Below are 14,531 nucleotides of genomic sequence, written 5' to 3' on the forward strand. Positions count from 1 at the left end.
GGCGAGGGCGACGAAGCTGCGGCCGACGCCGGTCGAGACCCTTGGTCGGCCGAAGCCACCCCTCTCGACCCCCGCCGCCTGCTCTCGGACGGTACCGAGCCTAGGTATGCTTACGGAACGATTCGTCGTTTCGGATGGGGCCCACCCGCAACGGCCAGCACCAGTTAATTTGAATAGTCGCCCTCAAAGAAGCGGTCGATGTCGCGGACCCCTACGAGTGGATACAGGAAATATGTTCAGCGATCAGCTTATCCGGTGGGTGGCTTCAATTGATGCCCCCGGTACCGCCATCGACGCCTACTTCGAAACCTTCCAGATCCATCGCCACAATCTGACAAGTAGCTTTGACCGGAGTCGAGACACCCTCGCGAACCTCGTTTCGTTCGTCGAGTATTGGAGTCAATCGCGCGGTGATGAACAAGCAGTAGTGTTCACGACTGATTTCAGTGCCGACGGGTCAACGAATCTTAGTGAGCTCGCCGCTACCTTGCCTCCTCGAACTCGCTTGATCGCGCTGGTGCGTTTCCACCGCCTGGTTCAAGACGATCGGGTCCTTGTCGTCGGAATTCCAACTGACGATCCCGATGAGTTCGCCAAGCGAGTCGGCGGCCATCTCGCCCGGTTCGTTCGCATGCAACCCAGCGGTAGCGTTTTCAAGCCCACGAAGACGGACTTCCCTGATGGTCGGTATGAGTACGCGACATTGGACGACTTCCGGCCCCGACCAGGCGACGCTGGGCATACCACAATCCACGCCGATGGCATGAGGTACGACTTCTTGATGGACCTCAAGACCGGTAGCCAGCTGCTCATCGTGTTCGGGCAGAGCGCACTCGTTCGCAATTCCGTACAGGTTCCGCTTTTCCAACGGTGGAGTTGGGCGGAGGACCTTCCCGGGGCCTCTTACATTGCCGTCAACGATCCCAACCTGTACCTCGACGAAACACTGAACGCCGGTTGGTGGTTCGGAACCACGACCAGAGACACGGCGCGCGAGTTTGCGGGTATTGTGAGCCGGGTCGCGGCGGAGCTCGGCCTCCGACCGGAGCAAGTAGTCTTCACTGGGGGCTCCGCAGGTGGTTTCTCATCGTTCCAAATGGCGGCATGCTTTCCGGGTTCCAGAGTCGTTGTCGATATCCCGCAAGTAGATATGCGTGCCTACTCACATCAGAACGAGGCACACCATGCTGCGCGTGTCGCTTTCGGGGTCCCGAGGATTCAGGAAGTGCCTGAAGAACTACTTCACAGGGTCGACGCGACGCACAGATTCTTCCACGAAAAGCACGTGCCAGACTACATGTACCTCCAAAATCTCCGCGATCGTACGCATATCCTCAGTCAATTCCGCTACTTCGTCGATCAGACTATGCAAATTTCCCACGACCACGGCTGGGGTGCGCACACCGGGGAGATCGAACTTTACTCCGCTTGGAATCTCAACCGAGGCGGCCACTTCCCGCTCAATCGCGCTGACACAACCGACAGGATTCGCCGCTTCATGGCATGGAGGGGCGCCCCTGGCTCACCTCCGAGGCAGGACCGGTTTCCTGGCTAGTCTCGCCGGCAGGGTTGCTGGGGCGGTACCAAGGCATTTGCCCATGCGTAGCAGTGATCGACCCGCGGTGAATCATCTCGAACCGGATCCCAGCGGCTCGACGCATCTGCTCTGCGGCGCATCGGAGCGATCTGGCAGGGTCTCGCGCGCACGCTGGGACTGGCGCGCCACCGTTCGGCGATGGCGCTACTGCCGCTAGGGGGCCGACCTAGTGGATGTCGAAGGCGCTGCAGCGACCGACTCCGGCCGCACGGCGATTCGAGGCAGCGCGAACTGTGGAGCGTGCGCCCCAGCACTCTCGAGTACCGATATGCAGTTCTGAATGTCGCCAAAGAGATTGCCGCGAAGCCAACCCGGCGCAATATTCCACCACTCGAGTCGCAGTAGCTTATCAATCGTCTCGGGTTCAAAGCGCCACGTGAGCGTGCGTGCAGGCACTCCGCCAACGATTTCGTAGGGCTGCACATCCTTGGTGACGACACAACCCGCGGCCAGGACCGCTCCATGCCCTACCGTCACGCCTGACAGGATCTTGACGCCATCGCCGATCCATACATCGTGACCGATAATCACGCGACGACGCGGGTTCTCCGCCGCCAGCGGCATCTTGTCCACCGTCAAGCCAGCGAAGAATGGCGATCCCGAGATTCCCTTGATGTTGTGGTGGCCTAGTCCCAGGGAGACATCACGGCCAATGCTGCAATACCGACCGATCTCGACGTACGAGCGGATCGCTCCAGAGTTCACGTACGACGCGAAGCCCACCCAAACGCTGCCGTGAAGCTCGACGCGGTGCAGGCGCGCCTCGGGTTCCGCGTACACCACCCAGTTGTTGCTCACGACTGGACTCACCCTCGGTGCTGCGTAGCTCTGGCTGTCAACCTCAGCCTCGCTGGCCGAAGGCTCAGAGTTCGACTCGATGGCCATTTGATCTCTTCTCTCCGAGGAAGTTCGCTCGAGTCCGAGTGCCATCTTCATCGCGCGACGCGCTGCTGGGTGCCTGCAAGCCTGTCGAACAACTCTAGATACAGTTCGGCCAGACGATCATAGGTGACGTTTGCACGCACCCAACCGCGCCCCCCATCGCCAATCTCCAACTGCGAGCGGTCGGCAGCCAGCGTTCGCCAACCCGCTACGAGGCCGTCAACGTCGCCGGGCTCGACGAGCAAACCGCATTGCGTTTCCTCGACGATCGCAGCAGCTTCACCAGCAAGCATTGCGGTCAGGTGCTTCCCTGTGGCCATCAGTTCATACAGCTTCGAAGGTACTGTCCACTTGAACGGTTCCCAATCTCGGAGAGAGACGACACACGTGTCCGCCCAACGATAGTGATCCATGACCTCTTCGGGCAGGACCGCGGGTCGAAGGTCAATCGGATTCCCGAGTTGGCCGTTCAAGCTCCTTAGACGAGCGTGGTCCGCCCCTGCGCCGACAACGCGCACCTCGATCGGGATCTGCTCCGCGCTAAGCCGGGCCGCCGCATGCACGATTGCCTCCAGTCCCTGACTGCGCCCAATCGTGCCCATATATAGCACACGCAAGTTGTCATGGTCCGCCCCAGCTCGGCCGATCGCTTCGTACCTCTCCGGATCGGTCCCGTTGCGGATCACCACGGTGTCCTTGACACCACGTCGGCGGAGAACCTCTGCAAAACTCTGAGTGGTTGTGACCACCACATCGGCTGCCTTCTGGAGCGACGTAATGGCAGTATGCAGAGAATCCTTCACAGAAGACTTGAGTGAACGGCCTCCGCGGAGACCAGGAGTGTGGGAGACGAGGTCTGGCCATGCGTCTCGCATCTCGATGATCAAGGGGACGCGATGTCTCTTCGCAATCCAGCGTCCGGCCACGATCGTGGGCAGGGCTGGGGCGGTAACAACCACGACGTCGGGGCGATGCGCTTCGTCCCTCATCAACGAACCGACGCGACGGGCACTAACCAGCGAGACCCAGACATGGTCCAGCGTGCGCCTCAAGATGCTTCCGTCGTGGCGAATAAACGACACTCGGTGGACGCGATCGCCCTTCGGGCCAGTCTCCGTTTGTCCCGGACTCGACCCTGCTCTGTGAGCGGCAATCAGGCGACCGGACGGATAGTGCGGAGCAGGGGCGACGACGTCCACTTCAACCCCCCGCTCGACGAAACGATCGATCAGTGCGCGCCATCGGCGCTGCGGAGCACCGTTCTCAGGCTCGAAGTAGTGACTCAGGAGCAGCAGTCGCACCTTGCCGCTGCCTCTTCGCCGAGTGTGACCGAGCACTTCACCGAAATAGTCCCTTGGTGTCCACGAGGACCTTCTCCTTCAACAACGCGCGATCAAGAGTCTTGAACGGCTGATGATCGACGAGTACTAGCACGATGTCTGCGCGTCCGATCGCTGCATGCACGTCGACAAGTTCAACGTTGTCGAGTTTGGCCAGCTCATCCGGAAGGTCGCTCACGTTCGGCTCAACGACCAGCAATGTTCCGTGCGCCAGAGCGATGGCGAGGTTCTCCACTATCGCCTTTGACGGCGACTCACGTAGGTCGTCAATGTCTGCCTTGAATGCGATCCCGAGCGCAGCGATCACTGGCGTGCGGTATCGAGCAGCCTTTGCTAGCACCTGTTCCAGAACAAATGCGGGCTTAGCGTCGTTGACCTCGCGGGCCAGGCGCACAAGTCTCGCGTCGTCTGGTGCGGCAGCGACGATGAACCACGGGTCCACTGCGATGCAATGACCGCCGACTCCCGGGCCCGGCTTCAGAATATCCACTCGAGGGTGGTGGTTCGCGAGCTCGATCAGTTCCCAAACATCGATGCCAAGACGGTCACTGATGACAGACAACTCGTTCGCGAAAGCGATGTTGAGATCGCGGTAAGAATTCTCGGCCAGCTTGGCCATCTCCGACGTCCGCGCATCCGTGAGCAGAAGTTCTCCTCTGCAGAAGGTGGCGTACAGCTCGCGCGCTCGCTCGGCGGCATCGGGCGTGACTCCACCGATGATTCGGTCGTTGCTGACGATCTCGACCATGATCCGGCCGGGCAAGACTCGCTCTGGACAGTGGGCGAAGTAAAGACTGTTCGACTCCCCTGAGCCACCTGTCAGGTCGGTTCGGAGCGCCAAGATGCGCTCTGCCATTCGTTCAGTGAGCCCGGGAGGCGAAGTCGATTCGAGGATGATCAACTCACCGCCGTGCAGCTTCGGCGCGATCGAGTCAGCCGCAGCCAGGACGAACGAGTCGTCTACCTCATGCGTCGTCGTGACGGGCGTCGGCACGGCCACAATGAAGATCGCCGCCTCCGGCACCTGGGCTTGAGCTCGCAGCCGCCCCTGCGCGACCACGCCTGCCACAACAGATTCAAGATCTGGTTCAACAAAGGGGACTCGTCCGGCGTTGACCTCGTCAACGTGTCGCTCGTTGACATCTACGCCGATCACGGTGCTCCCGTTCGCCGCCAGAATTGCCGCGGTCGGCAAGCCGATATAGCCGAGCCCAACGACGCAAACGATCTGATCGGTTTCCATACGGGTCCTCGTTGATTCCATTCCTCGTTGTGACGTCGGCCAATCCATGTTGGAGCAACCTCGGGTCAGCGTGACTACACGATCCAAGACCCAAACCTACTGTCCCATGTGCCTGACGCCCGCCGCCCAAGCAGCGCGCGGGCGGCGGCAGTCCACCAGACCGGTATCTTGGACCTCATCCTCACGGCGCACGGCGCCGTCTCTGCATCGTTGGAGTCCAGTGACACAGCCTGAAGGCACCGCCACCCGAGTGATGGTGTTTGGGAGTTGCGTCGCCCGCGACACGATCGAATTCGCTGACGCCGACAGCATCGACCTGCGTGGGTACGTCGCACGACAGTCGCTCATCTCGGCGGGCGTAGACGCCTCGGGACACCTGCCAGATTCGCTCGGCATCACGTCGAAGTTCCAAGAGCGCATGATCCGCGCAGATTTCGTCGGGAACCTCCTGGATCGACTCGACGGCATGGCGGGAGAGCTCGATGTCCTCCTCTGGGATCTCGCCGACGAGCGGCACGGAGTGCACCGCTTCCCTGACGGCTCGATCGTGACCCGAAGCATCGACACCATCCGTGCCGAGTCCGTGTCATCAGTGCTCGAGGAGGCCGAGCACATCCCCTTGGGCAGCAACGATCACTTTGCCCTCTGGACCAAGCACGTCGACGCTTTCGACGAGCGGCTGCGCAAACTAAATCTCTTCGACCGCACGATCGTGCTCGACGTGCCCTGGGCGCTGCGCACCACGGAGGGCAAGACGACCCCGTGGAGCATGGGCGTGCGGGCGGGCGACGCAAACAAGAACTACCAGCGCTACTACGACTACCTGCGCCAGACCGGCCACCACATGGTGGAGCTGCCGGTCGAGAAGGTGCTCGCCGACCCGAACCACCGTTGGGGCCTCGCTCCCTTCCACTACACGCCCGAGGTCTATCGCGAGGTGCTGTGGCAGGTGCGCGAGGTCCACGGCATCAGCGGACTACATGCCGCCGAGCAACACCCCGTAGAGGAAACGTCTGGCGACGACTGAGCCGCTGGCCGATCAGAGCAGGATGTGCTTGCTCGCCATTCCAAAAGTTCGAACGTCGCCATTCGCCAGCACCCGCTCGTCCTCCGTGTGCCAGGTGTGGCCACTGCGGGCGCCCCTCAGCTGAATGAAGTTGAAGCGGTCAGCGCTGTAGATTCCGCCGCCGGCCGCGACGATCGCGCGCTGGAACGCGGTGTCCTCGCCGAGCGTGCGGTCTTCGAACGGATGCGCGAGGAAGCTCGACCGCGGCCCGACCATCGTCGGCCCGCCGACCATGTCGGTCCATTGGTGCTCGCGCTCCGGCGACTGCAGCACCGTCGCGTCGATCGACTCGAGGTAGAGATAGCGGGCCTGCTTGCCGACGAGCTCGGCGCGCGAGTAGTCGAGCGCGAAGCAGGCGTCCGACAGGTATCGGTCACCGTAGGTGTCGTCGTCATCGAACTTCGCGACGATGTCGCCGTCGGCGGCCTGCACCAGCAGGTTGAGGTTGGTGCCGAGCGACGCCTCCGCGGCGCCGTGCAGCACCACGAGCTCGCTGACGCCGGCGTCGCGGGCGAGCGCCTGCAGCTCGGCCTCGTCGAGCTCGAAGCCGTGCAGCAGCAGCACGAGCTGCACATCGACATCCACCTGGCGTCCTGCGGTCGCGATGATGCCCGGCACCAGGTGCGGCCGGATGGTGGGCGCGATGATGCTCACGCGGGGCTGGCGCCAGGCGGCGGGATCCGGGATGCCGACCGATTCGAGCACCTGCGTGGCCCGGTGCGAGAACGTGTGCTCGCGCCAGATGCGCCGCTGCGCCAAGTGCACCTGGCGGTCGCGCAGCTCGGGCGAGCGCACCAGCGCGCGCAAGGTGAGCGCGGCCTCCTCCTGGTCGTCGACGATCGAGATCTCGCTGTCGTCGAACCAGTGCTCCACCGCGGGGCTGCGCGTCGTCACGACGGGCGTGCCGCTCGCGAGCACCTCGAAGACGCGTCGCGCGAGCATCGTCGGGCTGCCGACGACCGAGTTCACGTTGAGCATCACCTTGTATGCGCGATAGGCCGTCAGCATCCGCTCATACGGGAGTGAGCCGCGCACGTGCGACGCGAAGGGCTCGGGGAAGCGGTACTTCGGGTCATCCTCGAAGCGCGAGTAGATGTCGAAGCCGATGCCGCGGCGCTCCGCGACCTCCGCTGCCGCGCCGAGCAGCAGATCCATCTGCGCCTGTCGCTCGGGAAACTTGTGCGACCAATAGCTGCCGCCGAAGCCGACATCGAGCGTCTGGTGCAGCCCCTTCTGGCGCATCGGGTGGTGCAGGGCGGGCTGGGCGGCGAAGCCGAGCACGTCGACCCGGTCATGGCCGAGCGCCTCGCGGTACTGGTCGATGAGGTCGGCGTCGGTGGTGAAGACGCGATCGAACAGCCGGGCGGTGTCGAGGAAGTCCTCGAAGTGCGGCGGATCCTCCTTGTTCCAGAAGACCGAGGGGATGCCGTGCTCACGACAGTGGGCGACGAGCTCGCGCAGCGCCTCGGGCGGCGCCTTCGGCCCACTGAGCTGGAACTTCCACGCTCCCCGGGATCCCGACCACGCCGACTCGACGAACAGCACGTCGATCGGCTGCCGCTCGAGCTGCTCCTGCCACTCCTTGGGCTTCAGCTCGACGACGTCGAACTCGTAGCCCCACGCGCTGGCCGAGAAGGTGTCCATGATCGTGCCGACGCGCAGCTGCGGCCTGCGGGTGCCGCGGTCGGCGACCGGCCATTCCGGCATCGACTCGGCGAGGCCCGGCTTGACGGCGCCAGCGGCGCCGTTGCGCTCCGCCATCCGCCGACGGAGCCGCCATGCTTCCAGCTGCCCCACCCCGCCCTTGCGCAGATGCCAGAGTCCGGTGCGCAGGGTCTGCAGAGGCTTCACGCCCCTATCCTCTCGCGAGCGCGCCGAGCGCGGCTGCAAGCCGGTCGACGTGCTCGGCCACCGCATCCGCCGACCGTCGGTAGACAGCTGCGGAGCGGCCATAGGGGTCGTCGATGTCGATCCCCTGCCGCAGTGACTGCGGCATCAGCCCCCGCACCTCGGCGGCCGCCACGACGCGATGCAGGAAGCCCACGACCCCATCGGCACCGAGCGGCTCGACCGCACGCGCCGCACTGCCATCGGCCAGCGCCTCGACCACGCGCGTGAACTCGATGAGCGTGAAGGCACGGTGGTTCACCCTCGGCACGGCGCGCACGGCGGCACCGCGGTGCTCCTGCGCGAGCCCCAAGACGAGATCTGCCTCCTGCACCTGCGCGGGCAGCAGCCTGCGCGCCCTGTGCGCTGCAGCATCCGCCACCCCGAGGCGCACCGCCTCGGCAGCCGCGTGCTGCTCCATGGAGTCGCCGTCGCGCGCCATCGTGCCGGCGCTCGTCACCTCGATCTGCCCGGGCTCAGCGCCCGGCAGTGCCGCCGGGAGCCGCGCGCGCAGCAGCTGCTCGGCCTGCGGCGAGCGGCAGATGTTGCCCGTGCAGACGGTCAGGATGCGGAACACCGCCTCAGAGGGATGCGTCGATTCGGCGTGCCGCGGCATGGCTCGAACCTAGCGCTCGTGCTAGGCGCGCCACAGGTGGGCTCGGGAGAATGGAGGCATGACTGCACTCGACCGCGCCGCGCACCAGGGGACTGGGCCGGTCGGCACCTGGCCGGCCACCGCGCCGGTCGTCGTGCTGCACCGCGCGTCGCGGAGCGCGGCCCCGCTGCGAGCGCTGGGCGTGATCGGGCTGCTGCTGGCGCTCCCGGTCGTCGCGCTCCTCACGCTGTGGCCGAGCCACCTGCTGCTGCGGGTGAAGCCGCGCGTGCTGAGCGGGCTCGAGTGGCTGCACGCGCGCGAGATGTTCGAGTGGCTCTACTGGACGCGCCTGGAGGTGCTCGCCAACGTGGCGATGTTCGTGCCGCTCGCGCTGCTGCTCGCGTTCGTGCTCGGGGCTCGGCGGTGGTGGGTCGCGCTGGGGCTGAGCGTCGCCGCGACCGTCGGCATCGAGCTCACGCAGCACTTCATGCCGGGTCGTGTGGCGTCGGTGCAGGACATCGTGGCGAACAGCCTCGGTGCGGTGATCGGTGTCGTGCTCGCGGTCAGCATCGAAGGGGTCGTGCGCGCTGCCCGGCGCCGCTCGCACCGGACGCTCGTTCACTGACCCTTCGCTACCCTCGGAGGACAGCCGCGGCCGCTCGACGCTCGCCCGCGTTCCGCACCACCCTGGAGCCACGCCATGCTCGACGCCCTGCTCGGCAATCGCGACGAGCGGCGACGCCGCAAGGCTGTTGACGACCTGGGGCGCCGCGAGCAGCTGCTGCGGCCCGGCTACAAGGTGTGGGGCTACCAGAACGTCTTCGCCAAGGGCTTCGTGGTCACCGACGGGCCTTCGGCCTTCTCGCCGCGCGAGGGCTGGGATCACCTGAGCATCGGCCGCTGGCACGTGCGGCTCGACACCGTGCTCGAGCGGCAGCACGCCGCATCCTCGGTCGCTGAGGTGCTCGTGCTCGGCCAAGCCTTCGACGACGGCGGGCCGAAGACGCGCGACCGCATCGCCGAGCGCATCCTGCGTGCCGTGTCGAAGCATCCGGGCGTCGACGAGCAGACGCGGGCGCTCGACGAGACGATCGCCTGGCTCTCTGGTCGGTATGTCGTGCTGGTCGCGCGCGGCGACAGGCTCGAGGTCTATGGGGATCCGCTCGCGACGCGCTCGGTCTTCTGGCACCGCGGGGCCGCCGGCGTCGCGCTCGCCTCGCACACGGCGATCCTGTCGCAGCTCGCGGGCGGGCTCGACAACGCTCGGATGCGGTGGGTGCTGGGCCATCCCGACTACGTCGACCCCGCCGGCCGGTGGCTGCCCGGGCTCATCACACCGCACGACGAGGTCGAGCAGCTCTATGCCAACGCGCGTCTCACGGTGCGCGGCACCGAGGTCGTGCACGAGCGCTTCTTCCCTTTCGAGGATCGCGTCGAGCTGGCCCCGTTGGAGGCGAGCGAGCGGTTCCGCGACGATCTGATCCAGCAGGTGCGCAACTGGATCTCGGTCGCACCCGTGACGGTGCTCGCGCTCACCGCTGGCCGCGATTCGAAGGCGATCCTGCAGGCCGGGCTCCCCGACCTGCAGCGCGCCGGCGCGCTCACGATGACCTATCACGCGTTCCGCAGCACCGGGAAGAGCAGCTTCTTCGACATGATGGCCGCGAGCAGGCTTGCCGCGGCGGCGCAGCTGCACCACATCCCGATCGACATCCCGCCGCTGAGCCCGCGGTCTGAGATGGGCAAGCTCTACGCGACGACGTTCCCCACCTGGCAGCGCTTCGCCAACCTCGCCAACGCCCTCTACCTCGGCAGCCCCGCCAAGGCCACGACGCTCTTCGGCGTCGGCGGCGCCGTGATCACGGGGATGTATCGGGATACCTCCGCGCTCGAGCCGACGCCTGAGCTGCTGGCGAAGAAGTATGCGCAGTCGCGCTTCGGCGAAGAGCCGCTGCTGCATGAGGAGCTCGCGCGCTGGATGGAGTTCACGCAGTTCTCAGTGGCCGCGATGCGTGGGCATGACTTCCATGACTTCTATCACTGGGAGCACCGCATGACGAAGTGGGGCGGCGCGGGCTACTCGGAGTACGACCTGGCGACGACACCTGCCCCGGTGCTGAGCTCGCGACGGCTGCTCATGGCCGCGCTCGCACTGCCGAAGCCACAGCGCGTCGACGCGCTCGTCTACCGGTTCATCGCGGAGGGCGAGTCGGCGCTGAACGAGGACCCGCAGGCCGAGGCGTCGTCGTCAGACCCGGCCTGACCGAGCCAGCCGGCGCTGCGGCCGTAGGCGCGTGACCGACTCAGCCGCGCTTGACCGACTCAGCCGTGCTCGGCCTCCAGCGCTGACGCCAGGATCATCGCGGCGCGCTCGAGGGTCGCCCGCTCCCTCGCCCCCAGGCGCGTGAAGCGCGACTCCAGCGCCTCTCCCGCCGCCTCCCGCTGCGCGATGCGCTGCGAGACGGCCTCCGGTGTCGGCACCAGCTTGGGCCGCGCGTTCGGGCCGAGCCGACGAATCCACCCCGCCGCGATCGCATCCCGCACCATCTCGGTCATGGTCGGCTGCGACACGTGGCAGCGGCGCGCCAGGGCGGTGACGCCCATCGGGCCCTCGCTCGCGAGCACGGCGATCGCGCGGCTCGTGACCGCCGGGATGCGCCGCTCGCCGCCCGTCGCCGACAGCCTCGCGAGCAGCTGGCCGCTCTCGACCAGCGATGCGAGCGAGAGTGCGAGGCGCGAGGTCATGCCACGACTCTATAGGCGCACTGAGCGGATGCCGGATGCATGTCAGCGGGTCGTCCTACCCTGCGCACATGACCTTCGAGGCAGTTCGGGCGCAACTGTGGACAACTTCCGCGGCTCGAATCTGTCTTCGATAAACTGGGCTAGAGCACAGAGAAGGGAGCGACGATGACGCGTCAGCCTGTCGGCCACACGGCGAGCGCCTCTGCCTCGCTCGCTGCTGCGTTCGACGCGCTGGGCGAGGCCGCCGCCACGCTCGACGCCCTGCTCCCCCGGCTCGACGACCAGCAGCGCTCTGAGGTCGTCGCCCGCGTCGGCGACATCGGGCGAGGTGCCGACGCCCTCAAGCTGCGCATCGCCGGCGACGTCGTGCACCGTCACGACGATCTGCCCAAGGACGAGCGGTTCACCGTGGCCTGCGGCTACCGCGATCCGGCCGACATGCTGACCGTCGAGTTCGGCGCGAGCCGCTCCTCGATCAGGCGGCTGCTGCGGGCGGTCGCGGTGCTGCGCCCCACCGTCGGGCTCACGGGCGCCGCGATCCCCGCTCGCTTCCCGGTGCTGGGCTCGGCGGTCGCCGACGGCGCCGTGACGATCGAGCAGGCCGGTGCGATCGTCGACGCGCTCGGCGATGCACCCGACCGCTCCGACCCCGAGCACGTCGAGGCCGCCGAGCGGGCGCTCGTCGCCGCTGCCGTCGGCGAGCATCACCGCAACCCGGGGCAGACCGAGACCGCTGGGCCGGCGATGCCGCCAGAGCTGCTCGCCAAGGTCGCACGGCGCTGGCGCGACGGCATGGATCCCGACGGCGTCGAGCCGCGCTACGAAGACCAGCTGCGCCAGCGCTCCTTCACGTTCTCCACGCGCGCCGACGGCCTGGTGGTCGGCAAGCTCCTCGCGACGCCAGATCAAGGTGCCGTGCTCGCGGCCGCCTTCGACGCCTTCACCAATCCTCGCGCTCCCCGCTTCCTCACCGATGAGGAGCGCGCGCAGGCCGAGCTCGAGACCGACGATCGCACGCGCGGGCAGAAGATGGTCGACGCCCTCATCGCGATGGTGCGCGGTGCCGTCGAGCAGGGCTTCGTGCCACGGGTCGCCGGCGAGCGGCCGACCGTCGTCCTGCACATCAGCGAGGCAACCTACCGCGCAGCCGTCTCGGGCGACCCAGGCTGCACCGCCGTCGACGAGCGCACCGGCGAGCTCGTGCCCATCACGGTCGCCGCGGCGCTCATGTGCGACGGGCGCATACAGGCGGTCGTCACCGGGGCCGATGGGTTGCCGCTCTACCTCGGTCGCACCGAACGTCTCTTCAGCCGCGCACAGCGCCGCGCCCTCGCCGCCCGCGACAAGAGCTGCCGAGCGCCGGGCTGCACCGCACCCGTCGGCTGGTGCGAAGCCCACCACATCACCCCGTGGAGCCTCGGCGGCACGACCGACGTCGACAACGGCATTCTGCTCTGCACGCACCATCATCACGAGGTGCATCGCGGCATGCTCGAGGTCATCAAGGGTCCAGGCGGATGGTTCGTCAGAGCAAGAATCCGGCCACCACGTCGGCGACGTGGCTGGCCCGACAGCCTCGACCCAGCGACCTTCTCTCTGCAGCCCGTGGCCTGACAAGCGCGCCCGACTACCGCGCCCCATCCTCCAGTCGCCCCAGCAGATCGACCGCCGCTCGCGCATACTCGCTGATCCACCGGTCATGGATGCGCTTGATGGGCAGCGGTGCGAGCGCGAGGTGCCGCTCCCTGCCGACGCGACGCCCCGTCACCAGCTCCGCCGCCTCGAGCACCTTCAGGTGCTGCAGTACCGTGGTGCGATCGAGCTCCGGCAGCGCCGCGCAGAGCGACCCGGTGGTGTGCGGAGCGAGCTTGAGCGCGTCGAGCATCCGCCGTCGCGCCGGCGAGGCGAGTGCCTTGAACACCCGGTCGTCGGCGTCGTCCTCCGACACACCCTTGTCGCGCGCCCCATTCATGTTGTAAGAATACAACATGACAGAATCCACGAGTCTCGACACGCTCTCCTTCACCGTCTCCGGCCGCATCAGCCGGCCCTGCGCCGAGGTCTACGAGGCGGTCGCCGACCCTGAACAGCTCTCCCACTACTTCACCACCGGCGGTGCCAGCGGCCGGCTCGAGCCGGGCGGCGACGTCACCTGGGACTTCCACGACTACCCCGGCCGCTTCCCGGTCACCGTCATCGAGGCCGACAAGCCCCGCCGCATCGTCATCGAGTGGGAGGGCGATCAGGCAGCGGGCACCAGCGGCTCGACCCGCACCACCTTCGAGTTCGAGCCCATCGACGACGACACCCGCACCCTCGTCACCATCACCGAGTCGGCCTGGCTGCCGACGACCGCTGGGGCCAAGGCAGCCTTCGGCAACGCCGAGGGCTGGACGGGCATGCTCGCCGCCATGAAGGCCTGGGTCGAGCACGGCATCAACCTGCGCGAGGGGTTCTACAAGTAGCGCCAAAGGTGCATGCTGGCTCCATGGCCGACACCTATCAGCACGAGCCCCCGTACACGATCGGCGTCATCTGCGGCAGCATCGCCGCGTCGTCGATCAACCGCCGACTCGCCAACGCGCTCATCAAGCTCGCGCCCGCAGATCTCGAGTGCTCGTTCATCGAGATCGATGCGCTCGAGCTCTACGACCATGACCGCGACGACGACTACCCGCCCGAGGCGATCGCGCTGAAGCAGGCGATCAGGCAGTCCGACGGCATCCTCATCGTCACACCCGAGTACAACCGCTCGATCCCCGGCGCGCTCAAGAACGCCATCGACTGGGCCTCGCGTCCCTACGGCGAGAACGCGCTCAGCCGCAAGCCGGTCGGCGTCATCGGCACCTCTCCTGGCGCCATCGGCACGGCGGTCGCGCAGCAGCATCTGAAGTCGATCCTGTCGTTCTGCAACGCCCCGATGATGAACGAGACCGAGGCGTACATCCAGTTCACGGATGACCTGCTCGCCGACGACGACAGCGTCGCGAAGGAATCGTCGAAGGAGTTCCTGTCGACGTGGATGGCGACCTACGACGACTTCGTGCGGCGCGTGCTGACCGTGATCCCGAAGCCTGACGGGTCGACGGCGGCGTAAGCGGTCTCGATACGCCGGCCGGAGGCCGGCTACTCGACCAGCGGATGACCGGAGGCCGGCTACTCGACCAGCGGGTGGG

The 14,531-nt window shown here is 66.6% G+C and carries 14 protein-coding genes; 7 read left to right on the forward strand and 7 right to left on the reverse strand.

Annotated elements, in window-relative coordinates; all coding sequences use genetic code 11:
- Positions 1–232 precede the first annotated feature (232 nt).
- Positions 233–1,555, forward strand: coding sequence for a hypothetical protein (locus MKD51_RS15320; RefSeq protein WP_240241357.1), 1,323 nt, complete (start codon positions 233–235; stop codon positions 1,553–1,555).
- A gap of 195 nt (positions 1,556–1,750) precedes the next feature.
- Here MKD51_RS15320 and MKD51_RS15325 read toward each other — a convergent pair whose 3' ends face one another.
- The 3 genes from MKD51_RS15325 to wecC all read right to left on the reverse strand — a co-directional run bounded on the left by MKD51_RS15325 (position 1,751) and on the right by wecC (position 5,062).
- On the reverse strand, positions 1,751–2,395 hold the full coding sequence (locus MKD51_RS15325) for a CatB-related O-acetyltransferase (RefSeq protein ID WP_240241358.1): 645 nt from the start codon (positions 2,393–2,395) through the stop codon (positions 1,751–1,753).
- Between the two features lie 134 nt (positions 2,396–2,529).
- On the reverse strand, positions 2,530–3,780 hold the full coding sequence (locus tag MKD51_RS15330; protein WP_240241359.1) for a glycosyltransferase family 4 protein: 1,251 nt from the start codon (positions 3,778–3,780) through the stop codon (positions 2,530–2,532).
- A gap of 37 nt (positions 3,781–3,817) precedes the next feature.
- Positions 3,818–5,062 (reverse strand): UDP-N-acetyl-D-mannosamine dehydrogenase, encoded by a 1,245-nt coding sequence (wecC, locus tag MKD51_RS15335; protein WP_240241360.1) that lies wholly within the window; start codon positions 5,060–5,062, stop codon positions 3,818–3,820.
- A gap of 220 nt (positions 5,063–5,282) precedes the next feature.
- On the opposite strand from wecC, the gene MKD51_RS15340 reads away from it, so the two are divergent.
- A complete protein-coding gene (locus MKD51_RS15340; RefSeq protein ID WP_240241361.1) occupies positions 5,283–6,089 on the forward strand; it encodes a DUF6270 domain-containing protein in 807 nt (268 codons plus the stop codon).
- A 12-nt stretch (positions 6,090–6,101) separates the two neighbouring features.
- On the opposite strand, the gene MKD51_RS15345 is transcribed toward MKD51_RS15340, so the two are convergent.
- On the reverse strand, positions 6,102–7,979 hold the full coding sequence (locus MKD51_RS15345; protein ID WP_240241362.1) for a glycosyltransferase: 1,878 nt from the start codon (positions 7,977–7,979) through the stop codon (positions 6,102–6,104).
- A 4-nt stretch (positions 7,980–7,983) separates the two neighbouring features.
- Entirely contained in the window at positions 7,984–8,631 is a 648-nt protein-coding gene (locus tag MKD51_RS15350; protein WP_240241363.1) for a low molecular weight phosphatase family protein, read from the reverse strand.
- A 58-nt stretch (positions 8,632–8,689) separates the two neighbouring features.
- Here MKD51_RS15350 and MKD51_RS15355 point away from each other — a divergent pair, with 58 nt between their 5' ends.
- Entirely contained in the window at positions 8,690–9,235 is a 546-nt protein-coding gene (locus MKD51_RS15355; protein ID WP_240241364.1) for a VanZ family protein, read from the forward strand.
- Between the two features lie 75 nt (positions 9,236–9,310).
- Entirely contained in the window at positions 9,311–10,873 is a 1,563-nt protein-coding gene (locus MKD51_RS15360) for a hypothetical protein (protein WP_240241365.1), read from the forward strand.
- 59 nt (positions 10,874–10,932) lie between these two features.
- Here the strand turns inward: MKD51_RS15360 and MKD51_RS15365 are convergent, their stop codons facing one another.
- On the reverse strand, positions 10,933–11,355 hold the full coding sequence (locus tag MKD51_RS15365; protein WP_240241366.1) for a MarR family transcriptional regulator: 423 nt from the start codon (positions 11,353–11,355) through the stop codon (positions 10,933–10,935).
- A 165-nt stretch (positions 11,356–11,520) separates the two neighbouring features.
- Here MKD51_RS15365 and MKD51_RS15370 point away from each other — a divergent pair, with 165 nt between their 5' ends.
- A complete protein-coding gene (locus tag MKD51_RS15370) occupies positions 11,521–12,969 on the forward strand; it encodes an HNH endonuclease signature motif containing protein (protein WP_240241367.1) in 1,449 nt (482 codons plus the stop codon).
- Between the two features lie 13 nt (positions 12,970–12,982).
- On the opposite strand, the gene MKD51_RS15375 is transcribed toward MKD51_RS15370, so the two are convergent.
- Positions 12,983–13,345, reverse strand: a complete 363-nt coding sequence (locus MKD51_RS15375; protein WP_240241368.1) for a metalloregulator ArsR/SmtB family transcription factor — start codon at positions 13,343–13,345, stop codon at positions 12,983–12,985.
- Between MKD51_RS15375 and MKD51_RS15380 the strand changes: the two genes are divergently transcribed.
- Both MKD51_RS15380 and MKD51_RS15385 read left to right on the forward strand, forming a co-directional pair.
- On the forward strand, positions 13,344–13,820 hold the full coding sequence (locus MKD51_RS15380) for an SRPBCC family protein (protein ID WP_240241369.1): 477 nt from the start codon (positions 13,344–13,346) through the stop codon (positions 13,818–13,820). The two genes, MKD51_RS15375 and MKD51_RS15380, sit on opposite strands and share 2 nt — an antisense overlap.
- Positions 13,821–13,843: 23 nt before the next feature.
- On the forward strand, positions 13,844–14,452 hold the full coding sequence (locus MKD51_RS15385) for an NADPH-dependent FMN reductase (RefSeq protein ID WP_240241370.1): 609 nt from the start codon (positions 13,844–13,846) through the stop codon (positions 14,450–14,452).
- Positions 14,453–14,531 lie beyond the last annotated feature (79 nt).

Origin of the sequence: Agrococcus sp. ARC_14, from assembly GCF_022436485.1 — a bacterium.
Classification (GTDB): Bacteria; Actinomycetota; Actinomycetes; order Actinomycetales; family Microbacteriaceae; genus Agrococcus.

What these genes read in the sequence shown, in the direction of transcription:
- MKD51_RS15320 (WP_240241357.1), top strand. Translation starts at nt 233, where the DNA reads ATGTTCAGCGATCAGCTTATCCGGTGGGTGGCTTCAATTGATGCCCCC.
- wecC (WP_240241360.1), bottom strand. Translation starts at nt 5,062, where the DNA reads ATGGAAACCGATCAGATCGTTTGCGTCGTTGGGCTCGGCTATATCGGC.
- MKD51_RS15350 (WP_240241363.1), bottom strand. Translation starts at nt 8,631, where the DNA reads ATGCCGCGGCACGCCGAATCGACGCATCCCTCTGAGGCGGTGTTCCGC.
- MKD51_RS15355 (WP_240241364.1), top strand. Translation starts at nt 8,690, where the DNA reads ATGACTGCACTCGACCGCGCCGCGCACCAGGGGACTGGGCCGGTCGGC.
- MKD51_RS15360 (WP_240241365.1), top strand. Translation starts at nt 9,311, where the DNA reads ATGCTCGACGCCCTGCTCGGCAATCGCGACGAGCGGCGACGCCGCAAG.
- MKD51_RS15365 (WP_240241366.1), bottom strand. Translation starts at nt 11,355, where the DNA reads ATGACCTCGCGCCTCGCACTCTCGCTCGCATCGCTGGTCGAGAGCGGC.
- MKD51_RS15370 (WP_240241367.1), top strand. Translation starts at nt 11,521, where the DNA reads ATGACGCGTCAGCCTGTCGGCCACACGGCGAGCGCCTCTGCCTCGCTC.
- MKD51_RS15380 (WP_240241369.1), top strand. Translation starts at nt 13,344, where the DNA reads ATGACAGAATCCACGAGTCTCGACACGCTCTCCTTCACCGTCTCCGGC.
- MKD51_RS15375 (WP_240241368.1), bottom strand. Translation starts at nt 13,345, where the DNA reads ATGTTGTATTCTTACAACATGAATGGGGCGCGCGACAAGGGTGTGTCG.
- MKD51_RS15385 (WP_240241370.1), top strand. Translation starts at nt 13,844, where the DNA reads ATGGCCGACACCTATCAGCACGAGCCCCCGTACACGATCGGCGTCATC.